This is a genomic window from Streptomyces sp. NPDC057616 (assembly GCF_042800575.1).
GTDB lineage: Bacteria > Actinomycetota > Actinomycetes > Streptomycetales > Streptomycetaceae > Streptomyces.
In genome coordinates this window covers 292,922-315,672 of record NZ_JBHVGU010000004.1, presented here as the reverse complement: position 1 = coordinate 315,672, position 22,751 = coordinate 292,922, and the positions used below count along the sequence as shown (strand labels likewise).

The 22,751-nt window shown below is 71.6% G+C and carries 17 protein-coding genes; 9 read left to right on the top strand and 8 right to left on the bottom strand.

Annotated features, from left to right (window positions below; all coding sequences use genetic code 11):
- A partial coding sequence (locus ACFU97_RS06820; protein WP_384251890.1) for an MFS transporter occupies nt 1-1,139 on the bottom strand: 1,139 nt, incomplete at its 3' end.
- A gap of 67 nt (nt 1,140-1,206) precedes the next feature.
- Between ACFU97_RS06820 and ACFU97_RS06815 the strand changes: the two genes are divergently transcribed.
- Together ACFU97_RS06815 and ACFU97_RS06810 are read left to right on the top strand one after the other, a co-directional pair.
- The gene (locus tag ACFU97_RS06815) at nt 1,207-2,196 is read left to right on the top strand and encodes an ArsR family transcriptional regulator (protein WP_384251887.1); all 990 of its coding nucleotides are present in this window, start codon (nt 1,207-1,209) and stop codon (nt 2,194-2,196) included.
- Between the two features lie 9 nt (nt 2,197-2,205).
- Complete coding sequence (locus ACFU97_RS06810) at nt 2,206-2,715, top strand: glutathione peroxidase (protein ID WP_384251885.1); 510 nt, start codon at nt 2,206-2,208, stop codon at nt 2,713-2,715.
- 34 nt (nt 2,716-2,749) lie between these two features.
- Here the strand turns inward: ACFU97_RS06810 and ACFU97_RS06805 are convergent, their stop codons facing one another.
- Both ACFU97_RS06805 and ACFU97_RS06800 read right to left on the bottom strand, forming a co-directional pair.
- On the bottom strand, nt 2,750-4,618 hold the full coding sequence (locus ACFU97_RS06805) for an MFS transporter (protein WP_384251882.1): 1,869 nt from the start codon (nt 4,616-4,618) through the stop codon (nt 2,750-2,752).
- A gap of 199 nt (nt 4,619-4,817) precedes the next feature.
- Nucleotides 4,818-7,358: a D-alanyl-D-alanine carboxypeptidase gene (locus tag ACFU97_RS06800; RefSeq protein ID WP_384251880.1), complete on the bottom strand. Its 2,541-nt coding sequence runs from the start codon at nt 7,356-7,358 to the stop codon at nt 4,818-4,820.
- 219 nt (nt 7,359-7,577) lie between these two features.
- Between ACFU97_RS06800 and ACFU97_RS06795 the strand changes: the two genes are divergently transcribed.
- From ACFU97_RS06795 to ACFU97_RS06785, 3 genes are all read left to right on the top strand, one after another.
- The gene (locus ACFU97_RS06795; RefSeq protein ID WP_384251878.1) at nt 7,578-8,336 is read left to right on the top strand and encodes a GPP34 family phosphoprotein; all 759 of its coding nucleotides are present in this window, start codon (nt 7,578-7,580) and stop codon (nt 8,334-8,336) included.
- Between the two features lie 332 nt (nt 8,337-8,668).
- Nucleotides 8,669-9,526, top strand: a complete 858-nt coding sequence (locus ACFU97_RS06790; protein ID WP_384251875.1) for a helix-turn-helix domain-containing protein — start codon at nt 8,669-8,671, stop codon at nt 9,524-9,526.
- A gap of 214 nt (nt 9,527-9,740) precedes the next feature.
- The gene (locus tag ACFU97_RS06785; protein WP_384251873.1) at nt 9,741-9,932 is read left to right on the top strand and encodes a DUF397 domain-containing protein; all 192 of its coding nucleotides are present in this window, start codon (nt 9,741-9,743) and stop codon (nt 9,930-9,932) included.
- A gap of 144 nt (nt 9,933-10,076) precedes the next feature.
- On the opposite strand, the gene ACFU97_RS06780 is transcribed toward ACFU97_RS06785, so the two are convergent.
- A complete protein-coding gene (locus ACFU97_RS06780; RefSeq protein ID WP_384251870.1) occupies nt 10,077-10,922 on the bottom strand; it encodes a hypothetical protein in 846 nt (281 codons plus the stop codon).
- A gap of 85 nt (nt 10,923-11,007) precedes the next feature.
- Here ACFU97_RS06780 and ACFU97_RS06775 point away from each other — a divergent pair, with 85 nt between their 5' ends.
- The 3 genes from ACFU97_RS06775 (at nt 11,008) to ACFU97_RS06765 (ending at nt 14,294) form a co-directional block, all read left to right on the top strand.
- Complete coding sequence (locus ACFU97_RS06775; protein WP_384251868.1) at nt 11,008-11,793, top strand: SDR family oxidoreductase; 786 nt, start codon at nt 11,008-11,010, stop codon at nt 11,791-11,793.
- 227 nt (nt 11,794-12,020) lie between these two features.
- Nucleotides 12,021-13,598, top strand: coding sequence for a sodium:solute symporter family protein (locus ACFU97_RS06770; protein ID WP_384251866.1), 1,578 nt, complete (start codon nt 12,021-12,023; stop codon nt 13,596-13,598).
- Between the two features lie 96 nt (nt 13,599-13,694).
- Nucleotides 13,695-14,294: a DinB family protein gene (locus ACFU97_RS06765; RefSeq protein ID WP_384251863.1), complete on the top strand. Its 600-nt coding sequence runs from the start codon at nt 13,695-13,697 to the stop codon at nt 14,292-14,294.
- 33 nt (nt 14,295-14,327) lie between these two features.
- On the opposite strand, the gene ACFU97_RS06760 is transcribed toward ACFU97_RS06765, so the two are convergent.
- Both ACFU97_RS06760 and ACFU97_RS06755 read right to left on the bottom strand, forming a co-directional pair.
- The gene (locus tag ACFU97_RS06760) at nt 14,328-15,443 is read right to left on the bottom strand and encodes an ADP-ribosylglycohydrolase family protein (RefSeq protein WP_384251861.1); all 1,116 of its coding nucleotides are present in this window, start codon (nt 15,441-15,443) and stop codon (nt 14,328-14,330) included.
- 117 nt (nt 15,444-15,560) lie between these two features.
- Nucleotides 15,561-18,848, bottom strand: coding sequence for a tetratricopeptide repeat protein (locus tag ACFU97_RS06755; RefSeq protein ID WP_384251859.1), 3,288 nt, complete (start codon nt 18,846-18,848; stop codon nt 15,561-15,563).
- A gap of 89 nt (nt 18,849-18,937) precedes the next feature.
- On the opposite strand from ACFU97_RS06755, the gene ACFU97_RS06750 reads away from it, so the two are divergent.
- Complete coding sequence (locus ACFU97_RS06750; RefSeq protein WP_384251856.1) at nt 18,938-19,438, top strand: DUF2165 domain-containing protein; 501 nt, start codon at nt 18,938-18,940, stop codon at nt 19,436-19,438.
- A 9-nt stretch (nt 19,439-19,447) separates the two neighbouring features.
- Here ACFU97_RS06750 and ACFU97_RS06745 read toward each other — a convergent pair whose 3' ends face one another.
- Nucleotides 19,448-20,005: a hypothetical protein gene (locus tag ACFU97_RS06745; protein ID WP_384251854.1), complete on the bottom strand. Its 558-nt coding sequence runs from the start codon at nt 20,003-20,005 to the stop codon at nt 19,448-19,450.
- A gap of 102 nt (nt 20,006-20,107) precedes the next feature.
- On the bottom strand, nt 20,108-22,720 hold the full coding sequence (locus tag ACFU97_RS06740; RefSeq protein WP_384251851.1) for a bifunctional FO biosynthesis protein CofGH: 2,613 nt from the start codon (nt 22,718-22,720) through the stop codon (nt 20,108-20,110).
- Nucleotides 22,721-22,751: the final 31 nt, after the last annotated feature.

Genomic DNA, 22,751 nt, shown 5'->3' with positions numbered 1-22,751 from the left:
AAGGGGCGCGGCCGAGGGGTCGGGTCCGGCCGTCGCGGTGGGTTCCACGGTGGGGGGGTCCTTCCTTTTCGCCCCCCCCCCCCCCCCCCCAGGGCCGCGGCCACGCCCTGCATCGTCAGCATCCCGGACGAGTGCAACCCCAGGGCGTGGCCGCTCAGCTCGCCCGGGGTCAGCGCCATCAGCCGCTCCTGCTGGACCAGGCTCGCGCCGAACCCGACCGAGGCGAGGGCCGCCGCGAGGGCGGCGAGCGGCAGCGCCGGGTGGAGCACGAAGAAGACGTACGGCGTGGCCAGCAGCAGGAGCAGCGGGGTGGCGAGCCGGCGGCGCAGCGCGGGCGGCACGAGGCGGCCCACCGTCACGTCGCCCGCCAGCATCCCGGCCGCGGCGCAGGCGAACAGCGTGCCCGCGGCGTGCGGGGCGTAGGGCACGTAGAGGGACTCGCAGCCGACGACCAGCCCGTTGGGCAGCCACAGTCCGAGGTAGGTGAGGCGACGCGGGCGGGAGGACCACAGCAGCGCGTTGGCGCGCCAGGTCGCGGCGACGGAGGGGCGGCCGGTGGCGCGGGGCGGGCGGCGGGTCAGTCCGAGGCGGGTGACCAGCGCCGCGAGCAGGTGCAGCAGGGCGGACAGGAGCAGCGCGGCCCGCGGGGACAGGGTGGCGACCAGGACGCCGCCGGCCGCGTAGCCGATGATCTGCATGAGGCCGTTCGCCATGTTGAACAGCGACCGGGCCGGGAGATAGCCGTCGCCGGCGACGATCTCGTTGAGCAGGCCCCAGCGCACCCCGCCGCCCAGCGAGCTGACCAGGCCGAGCGACAGGCTCAGCGCGAGCAGGGCCCCGATCGGCAGGCCGGGCGCGGTCATGGCCGCCGTGCCGGCCGCGAACGCCAGTGAGATCGCGGTGAGGGCCGCCCGCGGCGGGATGCGGTCGGCCGCCGACAGCAGGGTGGTCGCGCCCAGGACCTGCGCCAGCTGCGGGGCGAACATGCTGACCGCCGACAGCAGCGGGGAGCCGGTCGCCGCGTAGACCAGGGTGCCCAGGGCCGGTCCGCCGACGGTCGCGGCGGCCGCCATGGACCCGGTGGACAGGAACAGCGGGGTGAACTCCCTTACCCGGAAGAGGTCTTGGTAGCTGCGCATGCGGCGAGTCTGGGAGGTCCGCAATCCGGCCGGTACTGTTTCGCGCACACGCGAAAGGTGGTGCCCCATGGGCTGGTGGCAGGTGAGCGCCGACACCCTCGCCCGCAGCCGGTTCGTGCTCTCTCCGCTCGCGGAGACCTTTGCCTGCCTCAAGCTCCTGCACGCGGGGGTGGGCGCGCACCCGGGCGAGCGGGCCTGGCTGCGGGACCGGCTGCCCGCCTACCGGAGCCGTCTCGCGGCCGATCCGGTCGCCGCGGCGATCGTGCGCGCGGGGCTGGGGCGGGAGTGGATCGCGGACTTCCTGACGCCGACGCCGCGGGACGGGGAGTCCTTCGAGGAGGGGGTCGCGCGGGTCCGCGCGGCCCGACCCGAGGACGCCCGCGCCCACCTCCTGGTGGCCCTCGGCGGCGCCCCGCTCCCGCCGGAGCTGGAGCGCGACGACCTGCCCGCGCGGGCGGCGGACCTGCTGCATCACGTCTGGGAGACGGCCGTACGGCCGGACTGGCCCCGGCGCCGGCGCATCCTCCAGGCCGATGTGACCGCCCGCACCGCGCAGTTCGGGCAGGGCGGCTGGGCGGCCGTGCTGGAGGGGCTGCGGCCCGGGCGGACACGCTGGCTCGGCGAGAACCGGCTGCAGGTCAACGCCCACGAGTACCCACCGCGCGACCTGTCCGGCGCCGAGCTGGTCTTCGTGCCGGTCACCCCGCAGCGGCACGGCTGGGTGTCCTGGGAGGGGCACGAGCGGTACGCCGCCGTCTATCCCTGTGTGGGCGCCCTGGCGGGCGGCTCCCGGGACGCCGCGCCGGAGTCGCTCGGCGCCCTGCTGGGCCCGGCCCGCGCAGGCGTACTCGTCCTGCTGGCCTCCCCCCTGAGCACGACGCAGCTGACCGCCGTCACCGGCCAGGGCCTCGGCTCGGTGGGCCGGCACCTGCGGGTGCTGCTCGACGCGGGGCTGGTGGAGCGGCGGCGCGCGGGCCGCTCGGTCCTCTATTGCCGTACGGCCGCGGGCGACGTCCTGACGGAGGCGCAGAACCGGCACGACACGTGGCGGAGTTAGCATCCGCTCATGACGACTGCAGACAGCAACGGTTGCGCACCCCTCGACGTGGAGATCGGCGCCCTCCAGGGCGGCTCCGCCGGCCTCTCCCAGTACGCGGGCAAGGCCGTCCTCATCGTGAACGTGGCCTCCAAGTGCGGGCTGACCCCGCAGTACAGCGGACTCGAGCGCCTCCACGAGCGCTACGCCGAGCAGGGCTTCACGGTCCTCGGCGTGCCCTGCAACCAGTTCATGGGACAGGAGCCGGGCAGCGCCGAGGAGATCGCCGAGTTCTGCTCGGCGACGTACGGCGTGAGCTTCCCCATGACCGAGAAGGTCGAGGTGAACGGCGACGGCCGGCACCCCCTCTACGACCGCCTGACCGGCTTCGCCGACGCCGAGGGGCACACCGGCGACATCCGCTGGAACTTCGAGAAGTTCCTGATCGGGCGGGACGGCAAGGTGGTCGCCCGCTTCTCCCCGCAGACCGAGCCGGAGGCGGCGGAGGTCGTGGCCGCGGTCGAGAGCGCCCTCGCCTAAGGCCGGCCGCGAACCGGCCGGGGGCGCGGCGCGATCACTTCAGCTCGTCGGGGCAGGGCGTGCCGCGCGGCAGCTGGTAGGGCGCCCCCAGCCGGTACAGCCCCGCCTTCGGGGCCACCAGGATCGTCCACCGGTCCCCCTTGTCGTCCTCCTCCGTCTGCATCAGGCAGCCGTTGACGTTGTCGAAGGACTTGGGCGTGCCGTCGGGGCGGTGCTTGGAGGCGTCCGTCTCCTTGGGCGGCTTGACGCCCTTGCCCTTGGCGTCGACGAGGCCGAGCCAGGGCGAGTACGGGACGCGGATGAGGACGCGGCCGGGCTTCTTGACCTCGATGGTCAGCTCGCCCTGCTCCGCGCGGTCGACGGTCGCGGGCGGATCGGCCAGCGGCACGGGGTCGGTGACCCGGAACAGCTGCCAGTTGGCGTCGCCCCAGATCTGCTTCAGATACGGCATGCCCCGCTGGACGAGCTCCCGCTCGCGCTCACCGCCGTCGCCGTCCGGCTCGCCCTTGGGCAGCACGACGTAGTGGACGGCCCAGCGCTGCAGCCACTCGTGGTAGTTCGCCGAGTTGAGGGTGTCGTCGTAGAAGAGGGGGTTGCGCTCCATGTCGGCCTGGCGGTTCCAGCCGCGGGCCAGGTTGACGTACGGGGCGAGCGCGGAGGCCTCGCGGTGGGAGCGGGCCGGGACGACCTCGACGCGGCCCTTCTCGGCGCCGACGTCCTGGAGCTCGTTGACGAGCGGTGCCAGCTCACGCGCCCAGGACGCGGCCGGGGTGGTGTGGACGACGTCGTCGACGGCCTTGAAGCCGATCCAGAAGGTGAAGCCCAGGAAGGTCACCACGGCGAGGTACCACTCGCGCGAGCGCGGGATCTGGAACGGGAGCGCGGCCACCAGCGTGACACCGGCGAACAGCATCGCCAGGCGCGTGATGTTGGAGCCGATCTGGGAGCTGACCAGCCACACCCCGACGACCGAGAGGCCGTAGACCGCGGAGGTCAGCCGGACGGTCGTCCAGTGCTTGGGGACGAGCACGAAGACGAAGACCGAGTAGAGGAAGGGCAGGATCACCGAGGCGAACGCCATCGGCTGGGTGCCGGAGAAGGGGAACAGCCACGCCGAGACGGCCACGACCACGGCGGGCGCGATGCCCAGGGCCCAGGCGCCGGGACGGCGTTTCTGCAGGAAGAGGGCGACCGCGACCAGGCCCACGAACAGGCCGGCGACCGGGGACGACATCGTCGCCAGCGCGGCCAGGGGGGCGGCGCACAGGGCCTTGGCCCAGCGCTTGTAGCGCCACTTGTGCGGCCAGCAGAAGACGACGGCCACCGCGCCGAGCGCGAACACCGTGCCCAGCCCGAAGGTCACCCGGCCCGAGGCCGCGTTGCACAGGAAGGCGAAGACGCCCGCGAGCGACGCCCACAGCGGGTTCTTCACCGACCTGCTGCGGATGAGGATCATCGTCAGCAGCCCGGCCGAGACGGTCCCCGCGATCATCATCGTCGTACGGACGCCGAGCACCGACATCAGATACGGCGACACCATGCTGTACGACACCGGGTGCATGCCGCCGTACCAGGCGAGGTTGTACGCGGAGTCCGGGTGCCGGCCGACGAACTCGGCCCAGGCGTCCTGCGCGGCCAGGTCGCCGCCACTGTTCGCGGACGTGAAGAACCAGACGATGTGCAGGATCCCGGCGAGGGCCGTGATCGAGAGCACGGGATGGCGTAGCAGACGCTCACGCAGCGCGAGGACGGCCGCTCTCACGCGTGACGGATCGCGCTCTGCGCCGCCCGTCGTACGAGCCGTGTCACGGTCGTCCGTACGCGGTGCGGGCACCCGTATTCGCGGGCCGGTTCCCGGGCCCGGATCGGCGTCGTCGGCGCGTGTCGGCTCCGCAGTGGCCACCTGAAGGCACTCCCCGTGGTGTCCCGTCTTCTGTTCTGGGACGTGTCCCGTTGCCCGCCCGTTCGCGGCAGCGTCCCCGGGGATTTCCCGGCCGCGTCCCGTGAGCGACCGCATGCCCCGTTTCGTGACGCTAGCACGCACCCCGCCGGGAAGCGCCCTGGTGGGCACCCCGACGGGGTGTGGAGATCCCGTGACCGGATCAGGTGATGCGCTTCAGCTTCGCGCCGAAGCCGGGCTCGGTGAGGTCCTTCTGCAGGGCGACCGGCACCTTGACCGCGCCGCTCGTGCCGTCGCCCACGGTGAGCGTGCCCACCTTGGTGCCGGCCTTCGCGGAGTGCGGTACGTCGTCGGCGTCGAAGGACAGCTTCACCTTCAGGCCCGCCCAGCCGACCGCCTGGACGTCCTTGGTCAGCACGATCGGGGTGTGGCCGCCGAGCTGGTCGTCCACGTACCCGACGACGTCGCCCTTCTTGAGGATCTTCTTGGCGGTCAGCGCGTCCTGGGCACCGAGCATCGCGGTCTTGCTGACCGCGTTGACGGTGTCGATGATCGGCGCCGTGTGCTGGCCGAGGATCGCGCCGACGACGGTGACCGTCTCGCCTCCGGTCTCCTTGGTGGCGGCGAACAGGAGGTTGCCGCCGGCCTTGGTGGTGGTGCCGGTCTTGATGCCGAGCGCGCCGTTGTAGGGGACGAGCGCGTTGTAGTTGCGCCACTTGTGACCCGACGGGTCGACCCAGTTGGGCAGCTTGGTGATCTCCATCAGAGCCGGGATCTTCACCAGCTCGTTGCCGAGCAGCACCTGGTCCTGGGCGGTGGAGACGGTGGACTCCTTCAGACCGGAGGCGTCCGTGTACGCCGTGTTCTTCATCCCGAGGTCCTTGGCGGTGTCGTTCATCTTCTTGATGAACGCCGCCTCGGAGCCCGCGTCCCAACGGGCCAGCAGGCGCGCGATGTTGTTCGCGGAGGGGATCATGATGGCCGACAGGGCCTGCTTCTCGGTGAGCTTGTCGCCCTGCTTGACCGTGTTGAGGGTGGACTCGCCGTCCTTGTCGTAACCGCCCTCCTTCTCCGCCGTCGCGTCGACCGTGATCTGCTCGCCCTCGGCGCCCGGCTTGAGCGGGTGGTCCTTGAGGACGATGTAGGCGGTCATCGCCTTGGCGACGGAGCCGATGGCGACCGGCGTCTGCTTGCCGAAGTTCCCCATCGTGCCGATGCCGTTGACGTCCATCCAGCCCTGGCCCTCGCTCGGCCACGGAAGGTCGACGTTGCTGCCGTCGAAGGTGAAGGAGTCGTCGGCGGTGAGCGCGAGCGAGGGGGTGGGCAGCGGGCGCACGGCCTGCGCGATCGCAAAGACGACCGCCAGAAGCAGGACCAGCGGGGTCCAGATCTTGACCCGGCGCACGATCGTGCGGACCGGGGTCACCGGCGGGGGCGGCGTGTTCGTCAGCTCGGCCAGCAGGTCCATCGGCGGCTTCGGCGGCAGCGGCTGCTGCGCGGTGCGCTCGGGGCCGACCTGCGGGATCGCGGCGGTGGCGTCCGCGGGCTTCTTCGCGGACGGCTCGTCGAGGGGCTTGAGCGCGACGAACTTGCTGGTGCGCTCCGCCTCCGGCGGCCTGGCGGGCGTCTCGGGCGCCTTGGCGGGCGTCTCGGGTGCCTTGGCGGGCGTCTCCGGCGTCTCCGGCTTCTTGGCGGGAGGCGTGGCGGCGGGCTTGGCCGGGGCCTTGGCCGCCGCGTCGCCGAGCTTGAGCATCGTGGTGGGCTGGTCGACCTGCGGCTTGGCCGGCCGCTTGAAGACGGCGGTCGGCTGATCGACGTGCTTGGTGCCGGCGGCCTTCGCGCCCTCGCCGTCGCCGCCCTTGCCGTCCTCGGGGGTGTCCTCGGGTTCGGCGGAGTCGCCGGAGCCGGCCGGGACGGCGTCCTCGGGGGCCGCGTCCTCGACTTCCCCGGCCTCGTCGTCGCCTGCGTCCTCGGGCTGGTCCGGCACCGCGTCCGCCGGCTCGTCCTCGTCCCCGTCCGCGGCGGCGTCCCTGTCGGCGTCCGCGTCGGCGCTCTGCTCACTGTCCGTGTCGGCGTCCAACGACGCCGAGGCGTCCTCCGCGTCGTCCGGGGTCTCGGAGTCCGCGGAATCGTCCGTTCCGGAGCCCTCAGGCGCCTTCTCCGGGCCCGACGCGCTCCCGGAGTCCGTGGAGTCGCCGGAGCGGACCCAGGCCGCCACAGCGGCACGCAGGCGGTCGTCGCCCGTCGCGTCGGCCGCGTCACCGTCCGTCGCGTCGTCCTCGCCGGGGCCGCTCTCGGCGTCGCGAGCATCGGAGACATCTGCGGCGGCGTCGTCGGCTTCGGCGTCATCCGCCGTTTGCACCGTATCCGCCGTATCCGCCGTATCCGACGTATCCGCCGAATGCGCGGAAACGTCTCCGCCGCTCGCCGCGGCCTCCCCGGACTCCGCGGACTCCTCGTCGCCCTCCGGCTCCGGCTCAGGAGCCCGCGCGGAATCGGCCTCCGCCTTGAGATCCCGTACGGAAAAAATCTTCGTCGCCGTGTCCACGCCGCCGGACCTCCCGGCCTGCCCGGCCGCCGAGCCCCCGGAGGACTCCGCGTCCCGGGCCACCGCGAGGCGGGGATCGCGTGCTTCCGTGCGGGCTTCGGGAACCGGACCCGTGCTCCCCGACGTCGCTTCTGCCGACGACTCGCGCTTCTTGGACCTGTCGGGGGACTCGCCCGCCACCGATGCCTCCTCCATGCCGCACGCCCTCCGTGCGCCTACCGAACCGTGAACCGCCGCCCGGACACCGGTCAAACGCGCTGTCCGAACCATGTACCAGTGTCCTGTGTGCGGGCTTAACCCCTGCGGTAGACGAGAACGACATACCTACCGGTTCCCTCACAAAGAGGTCACGCACCCTCGACAGACCAATGTGAGAGGGGTCACCCTGTCTTTCATCCACGCGGGGAGGCATGGATGGGCAGGAGCCGCAGAACACTTCCGGAGGAGCTTCTGCTGCTGGCGCTGGACCCGACCACGGGTACCACCGCACAGCCGCAGTCGCTCGACCTCGGTCTGGCCGGAGCACAGCTAGTGGAGCTGGCGCTGGCCGGACGGATAGCCCCAGACGGGGATCGTATCGCCGTGGTGGCACCACGGCCGACTGGAGATCCAACGTTGGACTGCGCGTTGGAGTTGCTGCGTAGGCGCGGCGCTCCCGTGCGGGCAGTGAACTGGATTGGCGGACCCCGTCTCGGGCTGCGCCAGACCTATCTCTCGCATCTGGAGCGGTGCGGCATGGTGCATGCCGTGGCGGGCCAGATGTGCGGAGTGCTGCCGACGACGCGGTACCAGGCGACGGACACCGAAATCAGCCGGGAGATCAGGGCCCGGCTGGATTCCGCGATCCGTACCGGTGTACCGCCGGACCCGAGGACCGCGGCGCTCGCCGCCCTGGCCCACGCGGTCGGCCTCGGCAAGCACCTGTATCCGGGCAACGAGGGACGGTCCTCGCGCTCCCGGCTACGGGATCTGATCAGGCACGACCCCATGGGCGGCCTCGTGGCGCACGCCGTGATGGACGTCCAGAACGGCGTGGCGGCCCAGCCGCGCCGCAGCCCGGCCGCACCGCCCGGCCGGCAGGCCGCGGGGCCGGCCAGGTCCGCACCGGAACCCGCTCGTGGCGTTCCGATGCAGCCGCGCCGCGGTTCCATGGCGCGCGTCGTGGCGCACTGAGCCGCATCACCACGACGAGCGGCAGGAACCAGCACCGCAGCACCACGCACCGCCGAGCGCCGCACCGAGCCTGAACAGGCAGTCCCCAAGACCCGGTACGGGAGCCGCTGGTCCGCGCGGGGCGGCGGGGCCGTCGCACCATCCGTGTTCGCGGATGACGTGACGGTTCCGCCGCCCCGCGCGGCCGCATGTGCGGACAGAGCGCTGAACTGGCGCGTATGCAGCGCATATCCCACTGTTTCCCAGCGGTGGCGAGCACCTTGGTGGCAGTCTGCTCAACAGCAGATACGCAAAGTGGCAAGTCGAGGCACGCAGCCGGAGGTGCACGTCCCGTGGCGTCCAATGTCAATCCCACCGTCAGGCGGCGCCGACTGGGCCAGGAGCTGCGCCGGCTCCGCGAGCTCAAGGGCATGACGGCCGAGGAAGTGGCGGAGCGGCTGCTGGTGTCGCAGTCGAAGATCAGCCGGCTGGAGAACGGCCGGCGCAGCATCAGCCAGCGGGACGTCCGTGACCTGTGCGGGGTCTACGAGGTGGAGGACCACCGGATCGTCGACTCACTGATGCAGATGGCCAAGGACAGCCGCCAGCAGGGCTGGTGGCACTCCTTCGGCGACATTCCCTACAGCGTGTACATCGGCCTGGAGACGGACGCGGCGAGCCTGCGCGTCTACGACCCCCAGGTCGTCCCGGGCCTGCTGCAGACCCGGCAGTACGCGGAGGCGCTGATCGCGGGGGCGCTCCCGGAGACCGCGGCCGCGGACATCGAGAAGCGGGTCCAGGTGCGGCTGCGCCGGCAGGAACGAATCACCGCCCCGGAGAACCCGCTCCGGCTGTGGACGGTGATGGACGAGGCGGCGCTGCGGCGCGTGGTGGGCAACCGCTCCCTGATGCGCGACCAGTTGGAGCATCTGGTCGAGCAGTCCCAGCTGCCGCACGTCACCGTGCAGGTGATCCCCTTCGACATGGGGGCGCATCCCGGCCTCAACGGCCAGTACGCGATCCTCGAGTTCCCCGACGCGGCCGACTCCAGCGTCGTCTACATCGAGGGCGTCACCAGCGACCTGTACCTGGAGAAGGCCAACGACGTGCAGAAATACAGCGTGATGTACGAGCACCTGCGCGCCCAGGCCCTGAATCCGGACCAGTCACGGCAGTTCATCGCGGACATCGCAAAGGAATATGCCCGCTGAAACGCCGCACCGTACACCTTCCCCGGGTCGAATTGGAAGACCCACCTGGAATATGCCACCCAGTCGAGCGAATAGTCGCTTCGCACGCCGAGGTTCGCGAGTAGCGTCGATCACGCCACCACACACCAGAGGTTGGCGCAAACCGCGCTGTGGGTCCGGAGTCGGATCCACCGCGCGGTGACAGCAACTCGACAACTGGCACTTCGGAGCAAACATGGCAATTCGTCAGGGCGACACGCACACGTGGACCAAGTCCTCGTACTCCACCGGCAACGGTGCGTGCGTCGAGATCAAGTCACCGGTCCGTGCGGCCATGGCCGTCCGGGACTCCAAGGTCCCGGAGGGCCCCGTGCTGGCCTTCCCGGCCGACGCCTGGAACACCTTCGTCGGCTCGATCAAGGCGTAAGGGGAGGATCTTTCTGATCCTCCACCTGCGTTCACGTTCCACAACTGCACAAGCTCCACAGGAAGAGCCCTCTCGTCCAGCTTCGCCGTCCTTGCCGAGGGGGCTCGGCTTGTGCCCGGCCGCACCAGCGGCACCGGCCGCCCGCTAGCGCAGGCGGTCCACGTACGTGTCCGTCCCCGGCACGGTCGGGACGAACGGCGCCACCAGCTCGACCCTGCCCAGCCCGGCCTCCCGCACCGGCCCGTCCAGGTCCGCGAAATACGCCTCCCAGCACTCGCGCGGATCCGCCTGCAGAAACCACAGCAGGGTCAGCCTCGTGTCCACGCCCTCGACCTGCTTCACGTACGTCATGCGGTCGCCCGGCAGCGGTGTCGGCCGGAAGACGGTCACCATCGCGGCCGGTGAGCCCGCCACCCGCTTCGGCAGGTGCCGCGAGCGCAGCCAGTCCAGCAACTCGGCGCGCTGCTCGGCCGATTCGGCGTCGATCACCTCCACGACCAGTCCCGCGTAGGGATGGTCGAGGGCATGGAAGTCGCGCGGCCCGGCCGCCCCGTCCCGGTAGACCGTCGCCTCGTGGTCCTGGAACGCCGTGAAGACGTGCGTACGGTCCTGGTAGACTCGGGCGTCGCGGTTCAGGCGCTTGTTGATGGCGACGGTCCACCGCATGTGGTCGTCGTAGCGGCCGTCCGTGATCCAGTACGTGGAGATGTAGCAGCCCGCGGTGACCGGCTGGGCGATCGCCGACTGCCCGGGATAGCGCAGGAGTTGGAGGTCGCGGGTGGCCACCCAGCGGCGCCCGGCGTACATCCAGGGCATGGCCATCGCGCCGGCGTAGTAGTGGTCGTCCTCGTACCAGCGGTTGTACGCGTACTCGTGGCCGGGGTGGGGCTCGACCATGGTGATCAGGGCGTGGCCCGGGCGGACCCCGTAGGGGCCCACGGCGGCCAGCTCCGCGTACGCCTCGCTGCGGGTGTCGGTCTCCTCGGACATGGGCGTTCCCCTTCCTTCGTCGGCCGCTCGCCCATACTCTGACGCCCCGTCAGAAAATGTGCCAGGGTCAGGGCGGAGGTCAGTCATGTCACTGCTAGCGGGCAGAACGGTCGTCGTGTCGGGGGTCGGCGCCGGGCTCGGTCATCAGGTCGCGGCGGCGGTCGTGCGGGACGGCGGGAACGCGGTGCTCGGGGCGCGCACCGAGGCCAACCTCGCCAAGAGCGCCGCGGACATCGATCCGGACGGGGCGCACACGGCGTACCGGCCGACCGACATCACGGACGAGGAGCAGTGCGAGCGGCTCGCGGCGCTCGCGCACGAGCGGTTCGGGCGGATCGACGCGGTCGTCCATGTGGCCGCCTGGGACAGCTACTTCGGCGGTCTCCAGGACGCGGACTTCGCCACCTGGCAGTCGGTGATCGACGTGAATCTGCTGGGTTCGCTGCGGATGACGCGGGCCTGTCTGCCCGCGCTCAAGGAGCGCGGCGGCTCGGTGGTGTTCATCGGCACGCAGTCGTCGGTCGCGGCGCCCAGCCAGGTGCGGCAGGCGGCGTACGCGGCCTCGAAGGGCGCGCTGACGAGCGCGATGTACTCGCTGGCCCGCGAGCTCGGCCCGGACCGCATCCGGGTCAACACCGTGCTGCCGGGCTGGATGTGGGGTCCGCCGGTGCAGGCGTACGTCCAGTTCACCGCCCACACGGAGGGCGTGCCCGAGCCGGACGTGCTGCGGCGGCTCACCGAACGGATGGCGCTGCCGGACCTGGCGACGGACGGGGACGTGGCCGACGCGGCCGTCTTCCTCGCATCCGACCGGGCACGGGCCATCACGGGGCAGTCACTGCTGGTCAACGCGGGGGAGCTGATGCGCTGAGGCCCCTTCCCGACCCTCTCAAGTTGTTCATGTGAGTGAACCGAGGTCAGCAAGACGAACATCTTTACTTGCTCTTGACCTTACATCCGCTTGTCGTGTCCGCGCTAGCGCACCCACGATGAGCGGGCACTTCGCGGCCTCTCCCGGCTTCCCACGCCCCTACCCCGCTCAGGCGAAGTGCCAACCAACTGAGCGCGGTTCACAAGGCGGACCCTGGAAGGGGGCACATGAACAGTCTCGACTGGGCCGTGCTCATCGGCTACTTCGGCGTGATGGTGGCCATCGGCATCTGGTCGCACAAGCGCGTGGACAACGTGAGCGACTTCTTCACCGCCGGCGGGAAGATGCCGTGGTGGCTGTCCGGCATCTCGCACCACATGTCGGGCTACAGCGCGGTGATGTTCACCGGCTACGCGGGCATCGCGTACACCTACGGCGTGACGTCCTTCGTCACGTGGTCCTTCCCCATCGCACTGGGCATCGCCATCGGCTCGAAACTGTTCGCGCCGCGCATCAACCGGTTGCGCTCACGGCTGCATGTGGCCTCGCCGCTGGAGTACCTGAAGAACCGCTACGACCTCAAGACCCAGCAGGCGCTGGTCTGGTCGGGCATGCTGCTGAAGATCGTGGACGTCGGCGCGAAGTGGGCGGCGATCGCCACCCTGCTGTCGGTGTTCACCGGCATCAGCCTGAACCAGGGCATCCTCATCACCGGCGCGATCACCGCGGTCTACTGCACCATCGGCGGGCTGTGGGCGGACGCGCTGACCGAACTGGGCCAGTTCGTCATCCAGTTGCTCGCGGGCATCGCGATGTTCGTGGCCGTCGTGCTGAAGCTGAACGACAAGGGCATCGGCCTCTTCGACGTCTTCGACCAGCCGGCCCTGCACGGCCACGGCAAGCCGCTGGTGGGCCCGTACGGCACGGTGTTCCTGCTGGCGTTCCTGTTCATCAAGCTCTTCGAGTACAACGGCGGCATGCTCAACCAGGCCCAGCGCTACATGGCGACGGGCAGCGCTCGTGAGGCCGAGCGCTCGGCCCGGCTGTCGGCGGTGCTGTGGCTGGTCTGGCCGGTCGTCCTCTTCTTCCCGATGTGGATCTCGCCGCTGCTGGTCCACGCCCAGAAGCCGGACGGCTCCGACTCCTACGGCCTGATGACCGAACAGCTGCTGCCGCACGGCCTGCTGGGCCTGGTCATCGTGGGCTTCTTCTCCCACACGATGGCCATGTGCTCCTCCGACGCCAACGCGATCGCGGCGGTGTTCACCCGGGACGTGGCACCGGTGGTGTCGGAGAAGGCCCGGGCCTGGGGCGAGCGTTCGGGCCTGATCGCGGCGCGGGTGACCACGGTGCTCTTCCTCGGTCTGTCGATGGCGGTGGCGACGCAGGTCAACTCCCCCACCTTCAAGGACATCATCACCGTCGTCATCAAGTGGGTCGCGGGTCTGATGGGCCCGATCGCCATCCCGATGATGCTGGGCCTGCTGCGCCCCTTCCGCCGCTCCGGCCCGACGGCGGCGCTGGTCAGCTGGTCGATGGGTCTGCTCGCCTTCTGGCTGGTCAACTACCCGATCAACTGGAACGTCGACGGCGGCGTCCCGCTCCAGTACCAGGTGTCGATCCCGCTGGCCGTCTCGCTGGTCCTGTACATCCTCGTCGGCTACCTCAAGCCCGAGGACACCCCGGAACGGCTGGCGGTCATCGAGAAGATCAACACGGACGACGACGACAGCGCGGCCGTCGCCGTCCCGGTGCCGGCGGGCGAGGTGGAGGACGTCACGGGGCGTACCGCGGTCAAGGACTGACGCCCCGTCAACGACGCGGGAGGATCCGGGCCGTGAGCCAGGCCCGGGTCCTCCCGCCCGCATGCGCGCGAATCCTGCGGGCGGCAGACTGGCCGTATGACACCACCCGATCCCAAGGCCGACCTCCTGCGCTATCTGCAGGACGCCCGCGACGCCCTGCTGTGGAAGCTCGAGGGCCTGTCCGAGTACGACATCCGGCGCCCGATGACGCAGACCGGGACCAATCTGCTGGGCCTGGTCAAGCATGTGACGTTCGTCGAACTGGGCTACCTGGGCGACACGTTCGGCCGCCCGTCCGGTGTGCCGAGCCCCTGGGCCGCGCCCGCCTACGCCGACGACCCGAACGCCGACATGTGGGCCACCGCCGAGGAGTCCCGCGAGGACGTCGTCGCCCGCTACCGCGCGGCGTGGGCGCACGCCGACGCGACCGTCGAGGCGCTGGCCCTCGACACGCAGGGACGTGTGCCGTGGTGGCCGCGCGACAACGACATCACGCTGCACCACGCCCTGGTCCGCGTCCTCGCCGACACGCACCGGCACGCCGGGCACGCCGACATCCTGCGGGAGACCCTCGACGGGGCGACCGGGATGCGGGAGGACAACTCCAGCCTGCCGACCGACGATCCGGCGTGGTGGAAGGAGTACCGCGACCGGCTGGAGCGGACGGCCACCGAAGCGGCGCGCAAGGCGCCGTAGACGTAAGGGAGCCGGCTCTCGGGACCGCGGGACTCAGGCCCGCGGATACCGGGCCAGCCACCCGGGCGACGAGCCGGCCGGTCCGTGCAGGGCCGGGCCCTGGGTCATCTCCATGGCGAAGTCGTCGGCGAGTTCCAGGAGGGTCGGGCGGCCCTCCAACTCGGCGAGCCAGCCCGGCGGGAGGGCCGTCTCGCCGTGCAGGGCGCCCAGGAGACCGCCGGTGAGGGCGGCCGTCACGCCCGAGGGGCCGTCGTGGTTGACCGCGAGGCACAGGCCGTGGCGGACGTCCTCGCCCACGAGCGCGCAGTACACGGCGGCGGCCAGCACGCCCTCCGCCGTGCCGTCACCGGCCAGTTCGGCGACCCGGGCGGGCGTGGGCATCCCCTGGCGCACCGCGCCGAGGGCGTGCTGCAGCGCGTCCGAGACCGGCTGGTGCCCTGGGCGGGCGGCGAGCAGTGCGAGCGAGCGCTGCACGGCACCGTCGAGGCTCTCGCCGCGGGCCAGGCCGTGCACGATCACGGCGTACGCCCCCGCCGAGAGATGAGCCGTCGGATGCCCGTGGGTCTGGGCGGCGCACTCCACCGCGAGCTGGACCACCAGCTGCGGCTCCCAGCCGACCAGCAGCCCGAAGGGCGCGGACCGGGCGGTCGCCTCCGGCCCGGTCTCGCCGGGGTTCTTGGGCGCGTCCAGGGTCCCCATGTGCTCGTCGCCGAACCCGAGCAGCAGCGACCGGGCGGGGTCCCGGCGGGCGTAGAGCCACTCCTCGCGCGCCAGCCAGCCGTCGTCCTTGCGGCGCTCGTCGGGCCCCCAGTCGCGCTGGGTGGCCGCCCAGCGCAGATACGCCCGGTGCAGATCGGTCGGCGGGTGCCAGGCGCCGGTGTCGCGGCGGACCTGGGCCCTGATCAGCCCGTCCACGCTGAACAGGGTGAGCTGGGTGAGATGGGTCACGGCGCCGCGGCGGCCGTAGGCGGAGGCGAGGTCAACGACGCCCTCGGCGCCGTGCTCCTCCCGGATCGCGTCGAGGTCCAGCGCGTCCACGGGCGCACCCAGCGCGTCCCCGACGGCGGCCCCCAGCAGCGTCCCGCGCACCCGGCTCCGGAAGTCCTGCTGCTCGGCACGGCCCCATACGGCCCCAGTTGTCGCGTTCACCAGGACCTCCCTCCGGCACCGTCCGACGCATGACAGCTCAGCACTGTAATCGAACGGGAACGGTGGGTTGAGAGGGCAGAGTGATATGCGAAATGTTGACCGACTGATCCGGAGTGGTCAGTTATCGGCCTCGGTGACCGCTGTCAGGTAGTGGGTGATGCGGGTTCGGTCGGCGTCGGGGCTCTGCCGGAGTTCGGTGAGGACGCTGGTGAGGTAGGCGAGGTCGTCCCAGTCGTGCGTCAAGGCCAGGAACTCCGCCAGGCCCCGGTCGGCCTCCGCCCAGTCGGCGAGGGCGCAGCCGACGAAGCACCTGCCCTGCGCGCGCTCCAACGCGTTCGGTCGGTCGCTCTCGTGCAGGAACCGGGTGAGCTCCCGCCACAGGGGCTCCGCGGCCCGCAGTCCCTCGGAGCGGCTGACGGTCATCGCCAGGTGGTAGGTGCCGAGGAGCGGTTCGGCCTCGCGCAGTGCCTCGGCCCTCCGCCGGGCCTCGGCCCACTGCCCGTGGTGGCGGTGCGTCTCGATGCGGAGCTCGTCCAGTTCGGTGTCGGGCTCCGCCTCCCTTTCCGCACCGGCGAGCCGGGCGACCGCCTCGTCCCAGCGGCCGGCCAGCTGCAGCACGTCGACGGCCCTGCGACGCGCCCAGTCCGCCTCCGTCCCCAGGGCGACGCACCGGTCCAGATCGGCCAGCGCCCGGTCGATCCGTCCCGTCGCCACGAGGACTCGCGCGCGCTGGCCGTAGGCCCATCCGTCCTCGGGATCCAGCTCCAGGGCGCGGTCGAGATGCCGGAGTGCCTCCTGGTAGGCCTTCTGTGCGCGGTGAACCGCTCCGAGGCTGGCGAGCGTGGGGTCGTAGTCGGGATTCAGTTCCAGGACGTGGTGGAAGAGAACGATCGCGTCCTCGTACCGGCGGTCGAGCCGGTACTCCTCCCCCAGTTGGTGACTGAACGCGTCGACCTCGGGGTCGAGTTCGACAGCCCGGTGCAGGTCCTCGTACATGCCCGCCCGGTCGCCCAGCCGGTCGCGCGCCTGGGAGCGTATGAACATGGCCCAGGAGTAGTCGGGCTTCAGCTCCACGGCACGGTCGAGGTCGTCCAACGCCTCCTGGTCGCGCCCCAGTTCAAGCAGGGCCGCTCCCCTGCTGCCGAGCGCCGACGGGTAGTCGGGCTCGAGGGAGACCGCCCGGCCCAGTTCGGCCACGGCGTCCTCGAAACGCCCCGCGCGACGGTAGGCGTCACCGCGTTCCGACGCGACCCAGGCCGCCTCGGGAGCACGCGAGACCGCCCGGTCGAAGTCGGCGAACGCCTGGTCCGGCTCTCCCCTGCTGCCGTGCAGGCGGGCCTTGCGCACCAGCGTCCACAGGTCGTCGTCGATGCTCAGCGCACGGTCGAAGTCGGCGAGCGAGGCGTCGTACTGCCCGAGCCCGTGTCGGCTCACGGCCCGCCCGGTCAGCGCGACCGCGTCGGTCGGATCGAGGGCGACGGCCCGGTCGTAGTCGGCGACCGCCTCCTCGAAACGGGCTGCCAGCCGGTAGGTCTCGGCACGCTCGGCGATGATCCAACCGGTGTCGGGGCACAGTTCGGCCGCCCGGTCGAAGGCGGTCAGCGCCGCCGGGAGGTCGTCCATCAGCTGGAGGGTGAGACCGCGGCCGTAGTGGACCAGGTACTGCTGCGGATCGAGCTCGGCCGCATGGTCCAGATCCGCCAGGGCCCGTGCGTACTCCCGGCCGCGGCGCAGTTCCCTGGCCCGCAGCACATGGGCCATGGCCCGGCCGGCGCCGTCGAGTCCCGGACGCGCCAGGAGCAGGTCCATCGCCCTGATCACTCCGGTCTCGTCGTCCGCGAGCGCCTCGCCCAGTTCCCGGCCCCATTCGAGCAGGACCGGGTGGTCCGTCGCGGCACCCGCGTCCTGAAGCATCCGCGCCCAGCGGCGGCCGAGGACCTCGTCCGCGTCGTGGCAGGCCTCGACGAGCCGTCGCAGTGCGTCGGCGAGCGCCGCGGGCGGACGGGCGCAGAGCCGGTGATACGTCTCCTCCAGGAGCAGCGCGCGCCACTCCTCGTCCGCCCACAGGTCCTCGTCCTCCCGGCCGGCCTCGGAGTCGGCGCGCCACGCGTCGTAGGCCTCCGCCAGTTTCCGGTGCCGAGGCGCCCAGGCCCGCGGATGTTCGCGCCGCTCCAGCCTCAGCATCTGCGGCCGTACGACGTCGTGGTACCGCGTGCGCTCTCCGCCCTGGTCGACGAACGGCAGCCCCGTCAGCCATTCGTACAGTTCGTCCCGTTCGTCGTCCGGGCGGTCGACCAGGACCCGGAAGACGTCCGCGTCCAGCCACCGGGGCAGCGCGCAGAGCGTGGCGACGTCCCGGCGGGCCTTGGGCTCCCCGTCCAGGAACCGGCTCACAGCATTGCGGCTCGGATCCCGCACACTCTCCGGACCGACCGGGGGAGTCTTCGCGAGCGTCGACACGAGGATGGGCAGGCCGCCCGTGAGCCGCAGCACCTCCTCGACCACCGGCTCGGCCACCACCCCGCGCCCGGCCAGCAGCCGCCTCGCCTCCTCGTCGGTGAACGGCTCCAGCGCCACGTCCGCCACGGAGTACAGGCCACTGCCGCGGGCGGCGTCCCGGGGGCTCTGCCCGGCGGTGACCACGACGAGGGTCGCCGGCAGCCGGCGGTCCTCCTCGTCGCCCGTGAGCATCTCGTGCAGCCACGGTTCGAGATACGGTCCGGTCCGCTCGTACGTGTCGAAGAACAGCACGATCCACCGGCCGCCGGAGGCGGCGTCCCGCAGTTCGCGCAGCAGCAGCGGGGTGAGCACCTTCTCCGGTGTCAGGACCAGGTCCCGGTCGTCCTCGCTGCGGAACCGGGCGCCGAGCCCGGCCCACAGGCGGTCGGCGCCCTGGGCGAGCCGGTCCGCGGGGATACCTCTGGTGACCACACCGGCGAACGGGACGGTGGCGTCCACCAGACCGATGCCCGCCTGCACGGCGGCCGTGCTGCCGGCCGACGCCGTCGGCGGCTCGGGGGCCGACGCGGCGAGGGCGGCCGCCTCCGCCTCACGCCGCCGGTCGCGGTAGGTGGCGAGCCGCCGTTCCAGAGCTCTCAATTTCCGGTTCTGGTCCGCGAATTGACGACACATCACCTCCAGCGCCTCCGGCACGCTCCCGGCGCCCTCACCGACGTACACCGTCAACGCGCCGCGCTCGCGCGCGAGATGCCGCCATTCCCGGATCAGCGAGGTCTTCCCCACGCCGGCGGGGCCGTGCACATGGAAGCGGAAACGGTGCCGGTCGTCGCCGGGCGGGATGTCGAAGTTCCGCAGGAACAGGTCCCGTTCGGCCTCCCGGCCCACGAATCCGGCCCGCACGCTCTGTTGGTTCAGCTGCTGCAGCGACGGCTCCGCCTGCGCCACCGGTACGTCCTCTCGCCCGCGAACCCTGACTCCCACATTCTGGCTCACCGCGTGCGGGCGCACCGGTCGCCACGGGGAGAATGGCTGTCATGACCACTACCACCCCCCGTACCGCCCTCTCCCTGGCCGCCGCCCTGCTGACCGGCACCGTCGCCCTCTACATCGCCCTGGTCGCGTTCGGGAACATCACCGACTTCGGCACCAACCAGGCGTTCGTGCAGCACGTCCTGGCCATGGACACCACGTTCAAGGACGACGACCTGATGTGGCGGGCCGTCACCAGCAAGGGCCTGCAGAACACCGCCTACGTCGCCATCATCGTCTGGGAGACCGCCGCCGCACTGGTTCTGATCTACGGCACCTGGCTGTGGGCCCGGCGCGACCAGGCCCGTGCGCGTGCCGTGTCGACCTACGGCCTGCTGATGCTGCTGCTGCTCTTCGGGGCCGGCTTCATCGCCGTCGGCGGCGAGTGGTTCTCCATGTGGCAGTCGAAGACCTGGAACGGACTCGACGCGGCGCTGCGGGTGTTCATGCTGAGCGGCGTCGTCCTGATCGTCGTGCAGCTGACCGGCCGGCGCGGCGAGGAGTGACCGCCGGGCCTACTTGACGACGGCCACCTTCGTACCGGCCGTCCCGAACGTCCACATCGCCGCCCCGTCCGCCGTCCGCATCCGGATGCCGCCCGTCGGTGTCCCGGAGGCGGGCGGCGGCGAGGAGCCGTCGACGGCGTTGGAGAAGGCGATGTTGGAGCCGGACTGCACGGTGAAGTACACGATGTGCTCGATCTTCACGCCGTCCGAGCCGGTGATGGGGCCCTCGGAACGCGTGCCGACCGTGTAGGTCCCCGGCTCCGGGCCGACCGTCCCCGGCCACACGGCGATGGTGCGCCGGGCCTCGTCGCCCGAGTCGACCAGCCAGACCGTCTTCTGCCCGAGCGAGTAGACGATGCGGCGCCCCGTGCCGGAGCCGGCCGGCACCGCGACCGGCCCCTTGGAGTGCGTGGGCTTGGGATGCGCCGTGGCCGACGCGCTGGGCCGGGCCGCGACCGCGTGCGGTTTCGGTCCCTTCTCGGCCTGCACGGCCAGGACGGTGACAGCGGCTATCGCTCCCACCGTCAGGCCGGTCACCCAGACCTTCGAGGCTGGCACGGCACGCATCTCCTCGGTTACAGGACCCCTCGGACCCGTTGGAACAGGGGTCCGATCATCGTACTGTGGCGCCCTCGCTGCTCCGTCCGGGACGGGCAGGTCCGGGACGGGTTAGTCCAGGACGGGCAGCAGCTCCGGGAGGTGTCCGTCGGACGCCGCTGCGGCCCGCTGCCGTTCCTCCGGGACCTCGCCGTACAGCGTCGTCCGCGGCCTCGCCGGACGGCCGGCCGCCTCCGCCACCGCGATCAGGTCCCGCACCGACTTGTAGGAGCCGTAGGAGGAGCCCGCCATCCGGGAGATCGTCTCCTCCATGAGGGTCCCGCCCAGGTCGTTGGCCCCGGAGCGGAGCATCTCCGCCGCGCCCTCGGTGCCCAGCTTCACCCAGCTCGTCTGGATGTTGGGGATGTGCGGGTGCAGGAGCAGGCGGGCCATCGCCGTCACGGCCCGGTTGTCCCGCATCGTCGGGCCCGGACGCGCGATGCCCGCCAGGTAGACCGGTGCGTTGGTGTGGATGAAGGGCAGGGTCACGAACTCCGTGAAGCCGCCGGTGCGCTGCTGGATGCCGGCCAGCGTGCGCAGGTGGCCGAGCCAGTGGCGGGGCTGGTCGACATGGCCGTACATCATCGTCGACGACGAGCGGATGCCCAGCTCGTGCGCCGTCGTGACCACCTCGATCCAGGTCGCCGTCGGCAGCTTGCCCTTCGTCAGGATCCAGCGGACCTCGTCGTCGAGGATCTCCGCGGCCGTGCCGGGGATCGAGCCGAGGCCCGCCTCCTTGGCGGCGCTCAGCCACTCGCGGATCGACATCCCGGTGCGGGTGGCGCCGTTGACGACCTCCATCGGGGAGAAGGCGTGCACGTGCATCCCGGGCACGCGCTCCTTGACCGCCTTCGCGATGTCGAAGTACGCCGTGCCCGGCAGGTCCGGGTGGATGCCGCCCTGCATGCACACCTCCACCGCGCCCACGTCCCAGGCCTGCTGGGCGCGGTCGGCGACCTGGTCCAGGGAGAGGGTGTAGGCGTCGGCGTCCGTACGGCGCTGGGCGAAGGCGCAGAAGCGGCAGCCCGTGTAGCAGACGTTGGTGAAGTTGATGTTGCGCGTGACGATGTACGTCACGTCGTCGCCGGCCACCGACTTGCGCACGTCGTCCGCCACCCGGCACAGCGCGTCCAGCGCCGGGCCGTCCGCGTGCAGCAGGGCCAGCGCCTCGGCGTCGGTGAGCCGCGTGGGGTCGTCGGCCGCCGTCGCCAGGGCCTGGCGCACGTCGGTGTCGATGCGCTCGGGGACCATGCCGGGGGCGGCCGCCGCGCGCAGTTCGGCCCAGTCGCCGTAGACCTCGTCGAAGTCGTCGCGGCGGTCGGAGGTACGGCCCTCGGTGTCGATCGCGGTGTGCAGATCCGTACGGCCGGACGGCACGAACACCTCCTCCGGCTCCTGCCAGGGGTGGCCCTCGACCACCGCGTCCGGGCGGGCGAGGCCGGTGACCGCGTCGGCCAGGGCACTCACGTGCGGGCGCAGGCGCGGGTCCAGCCAGGGCTCGCCGCGCCGCACGAACTCCGGGTAGACACACAGGCGTTCACGCAGCTCGAACCCTGCCGCCGCGGACTTCGCCGCCAGCTCCTCGATCTGCGGCCAGGGCCGCTCGGGGTTGACGTGGTCGATGGTCAGCGGGGAGACCCCGCCCCAGTCGTCGATGCCCGCGCCGATCAGCCGCTCGTACTCGGAGTCGACGAGGTTGGGCGGCGCCTGCAGACAGGCGCCCGGGCCCATGATGTGCCGGGCGACGGCCACCGTCGCCACCAGCTCGTCCAGTTCGGCGTCCGGCATGCCGCGCATCGCGGTGTCCGGCTTGGCGCGGAAGTTCTGGATGATCAGTTCCTGGATGCCGTGGTACGCCCGCGACACCTTCCGCAGCGCGAACAGCGACTCCGCCCGCTCCTCGTAACTCTCGCCGATGCCGATGAGGATGCCGGAGGTGAAGGGGACGGAGGAGCGGCCGGCGTCCTCCAGCACCCGCAGGCGGACGGCCGGTTCCTTGTCCGGGGAGCCGTGGTGCGGGCCGCCGGGCTCGGACCACAGCCGGGTCGCGGTCGTCTCCAGCATCATGCCCATGGACGGGGCGACCGGCTTGAGGCGCTGGAAGTCCGTCCACGACATGACGCCCGGGTTGAGGTGGGGCAGCAGGCCCGTCTCCTCCAGGATGCGGATGGAGATGGCGCGGACGTAGGCGATGGTGTCGTCGTAGCCGTGCGCGTCGAGCCACTCGCGCGCCTCGGGCCACCGGTCCTCGGGCTTGTCCCCCAGGGTGATCAGGGCTTCCTTGCAGCCGAGGGCGGCGCCCTTGCGGGCGATGTCGAGGACCTCGTCCGGCGACATGAACATCCCGTGCCCGGCGCGGCGCAGCTTGCCGGGCACGGTGACGAAGGTGCAGTAGTGGCACTTGTCCCGGCACAGCCGGGTGAGCGGGATGAAGACGCTCTTCGAGTACGTGATGACGCCGGGGCGGCCCGCCGCCTCCAGACCCGCGTCGCGCACCCGGGCGGCCGACGCGGCGAGGTCGGTGAGGGCCTCGCCGCGCGCCTGGAGCAGGACGGCCGCCTCGGTGACGTCGAGCGCGACGCCGTCCCGCGCGCGTTTGAGAGCGCGACGCATGGAGTTCTCGGTCGGGCCGGTGCCGCCGGGGCGGTCGGAAGAGCCGGTTCCGGAGCTCACGGAAGTCGTCATCCTTCGAGCATACGGTCGAGCTGATCAGTGC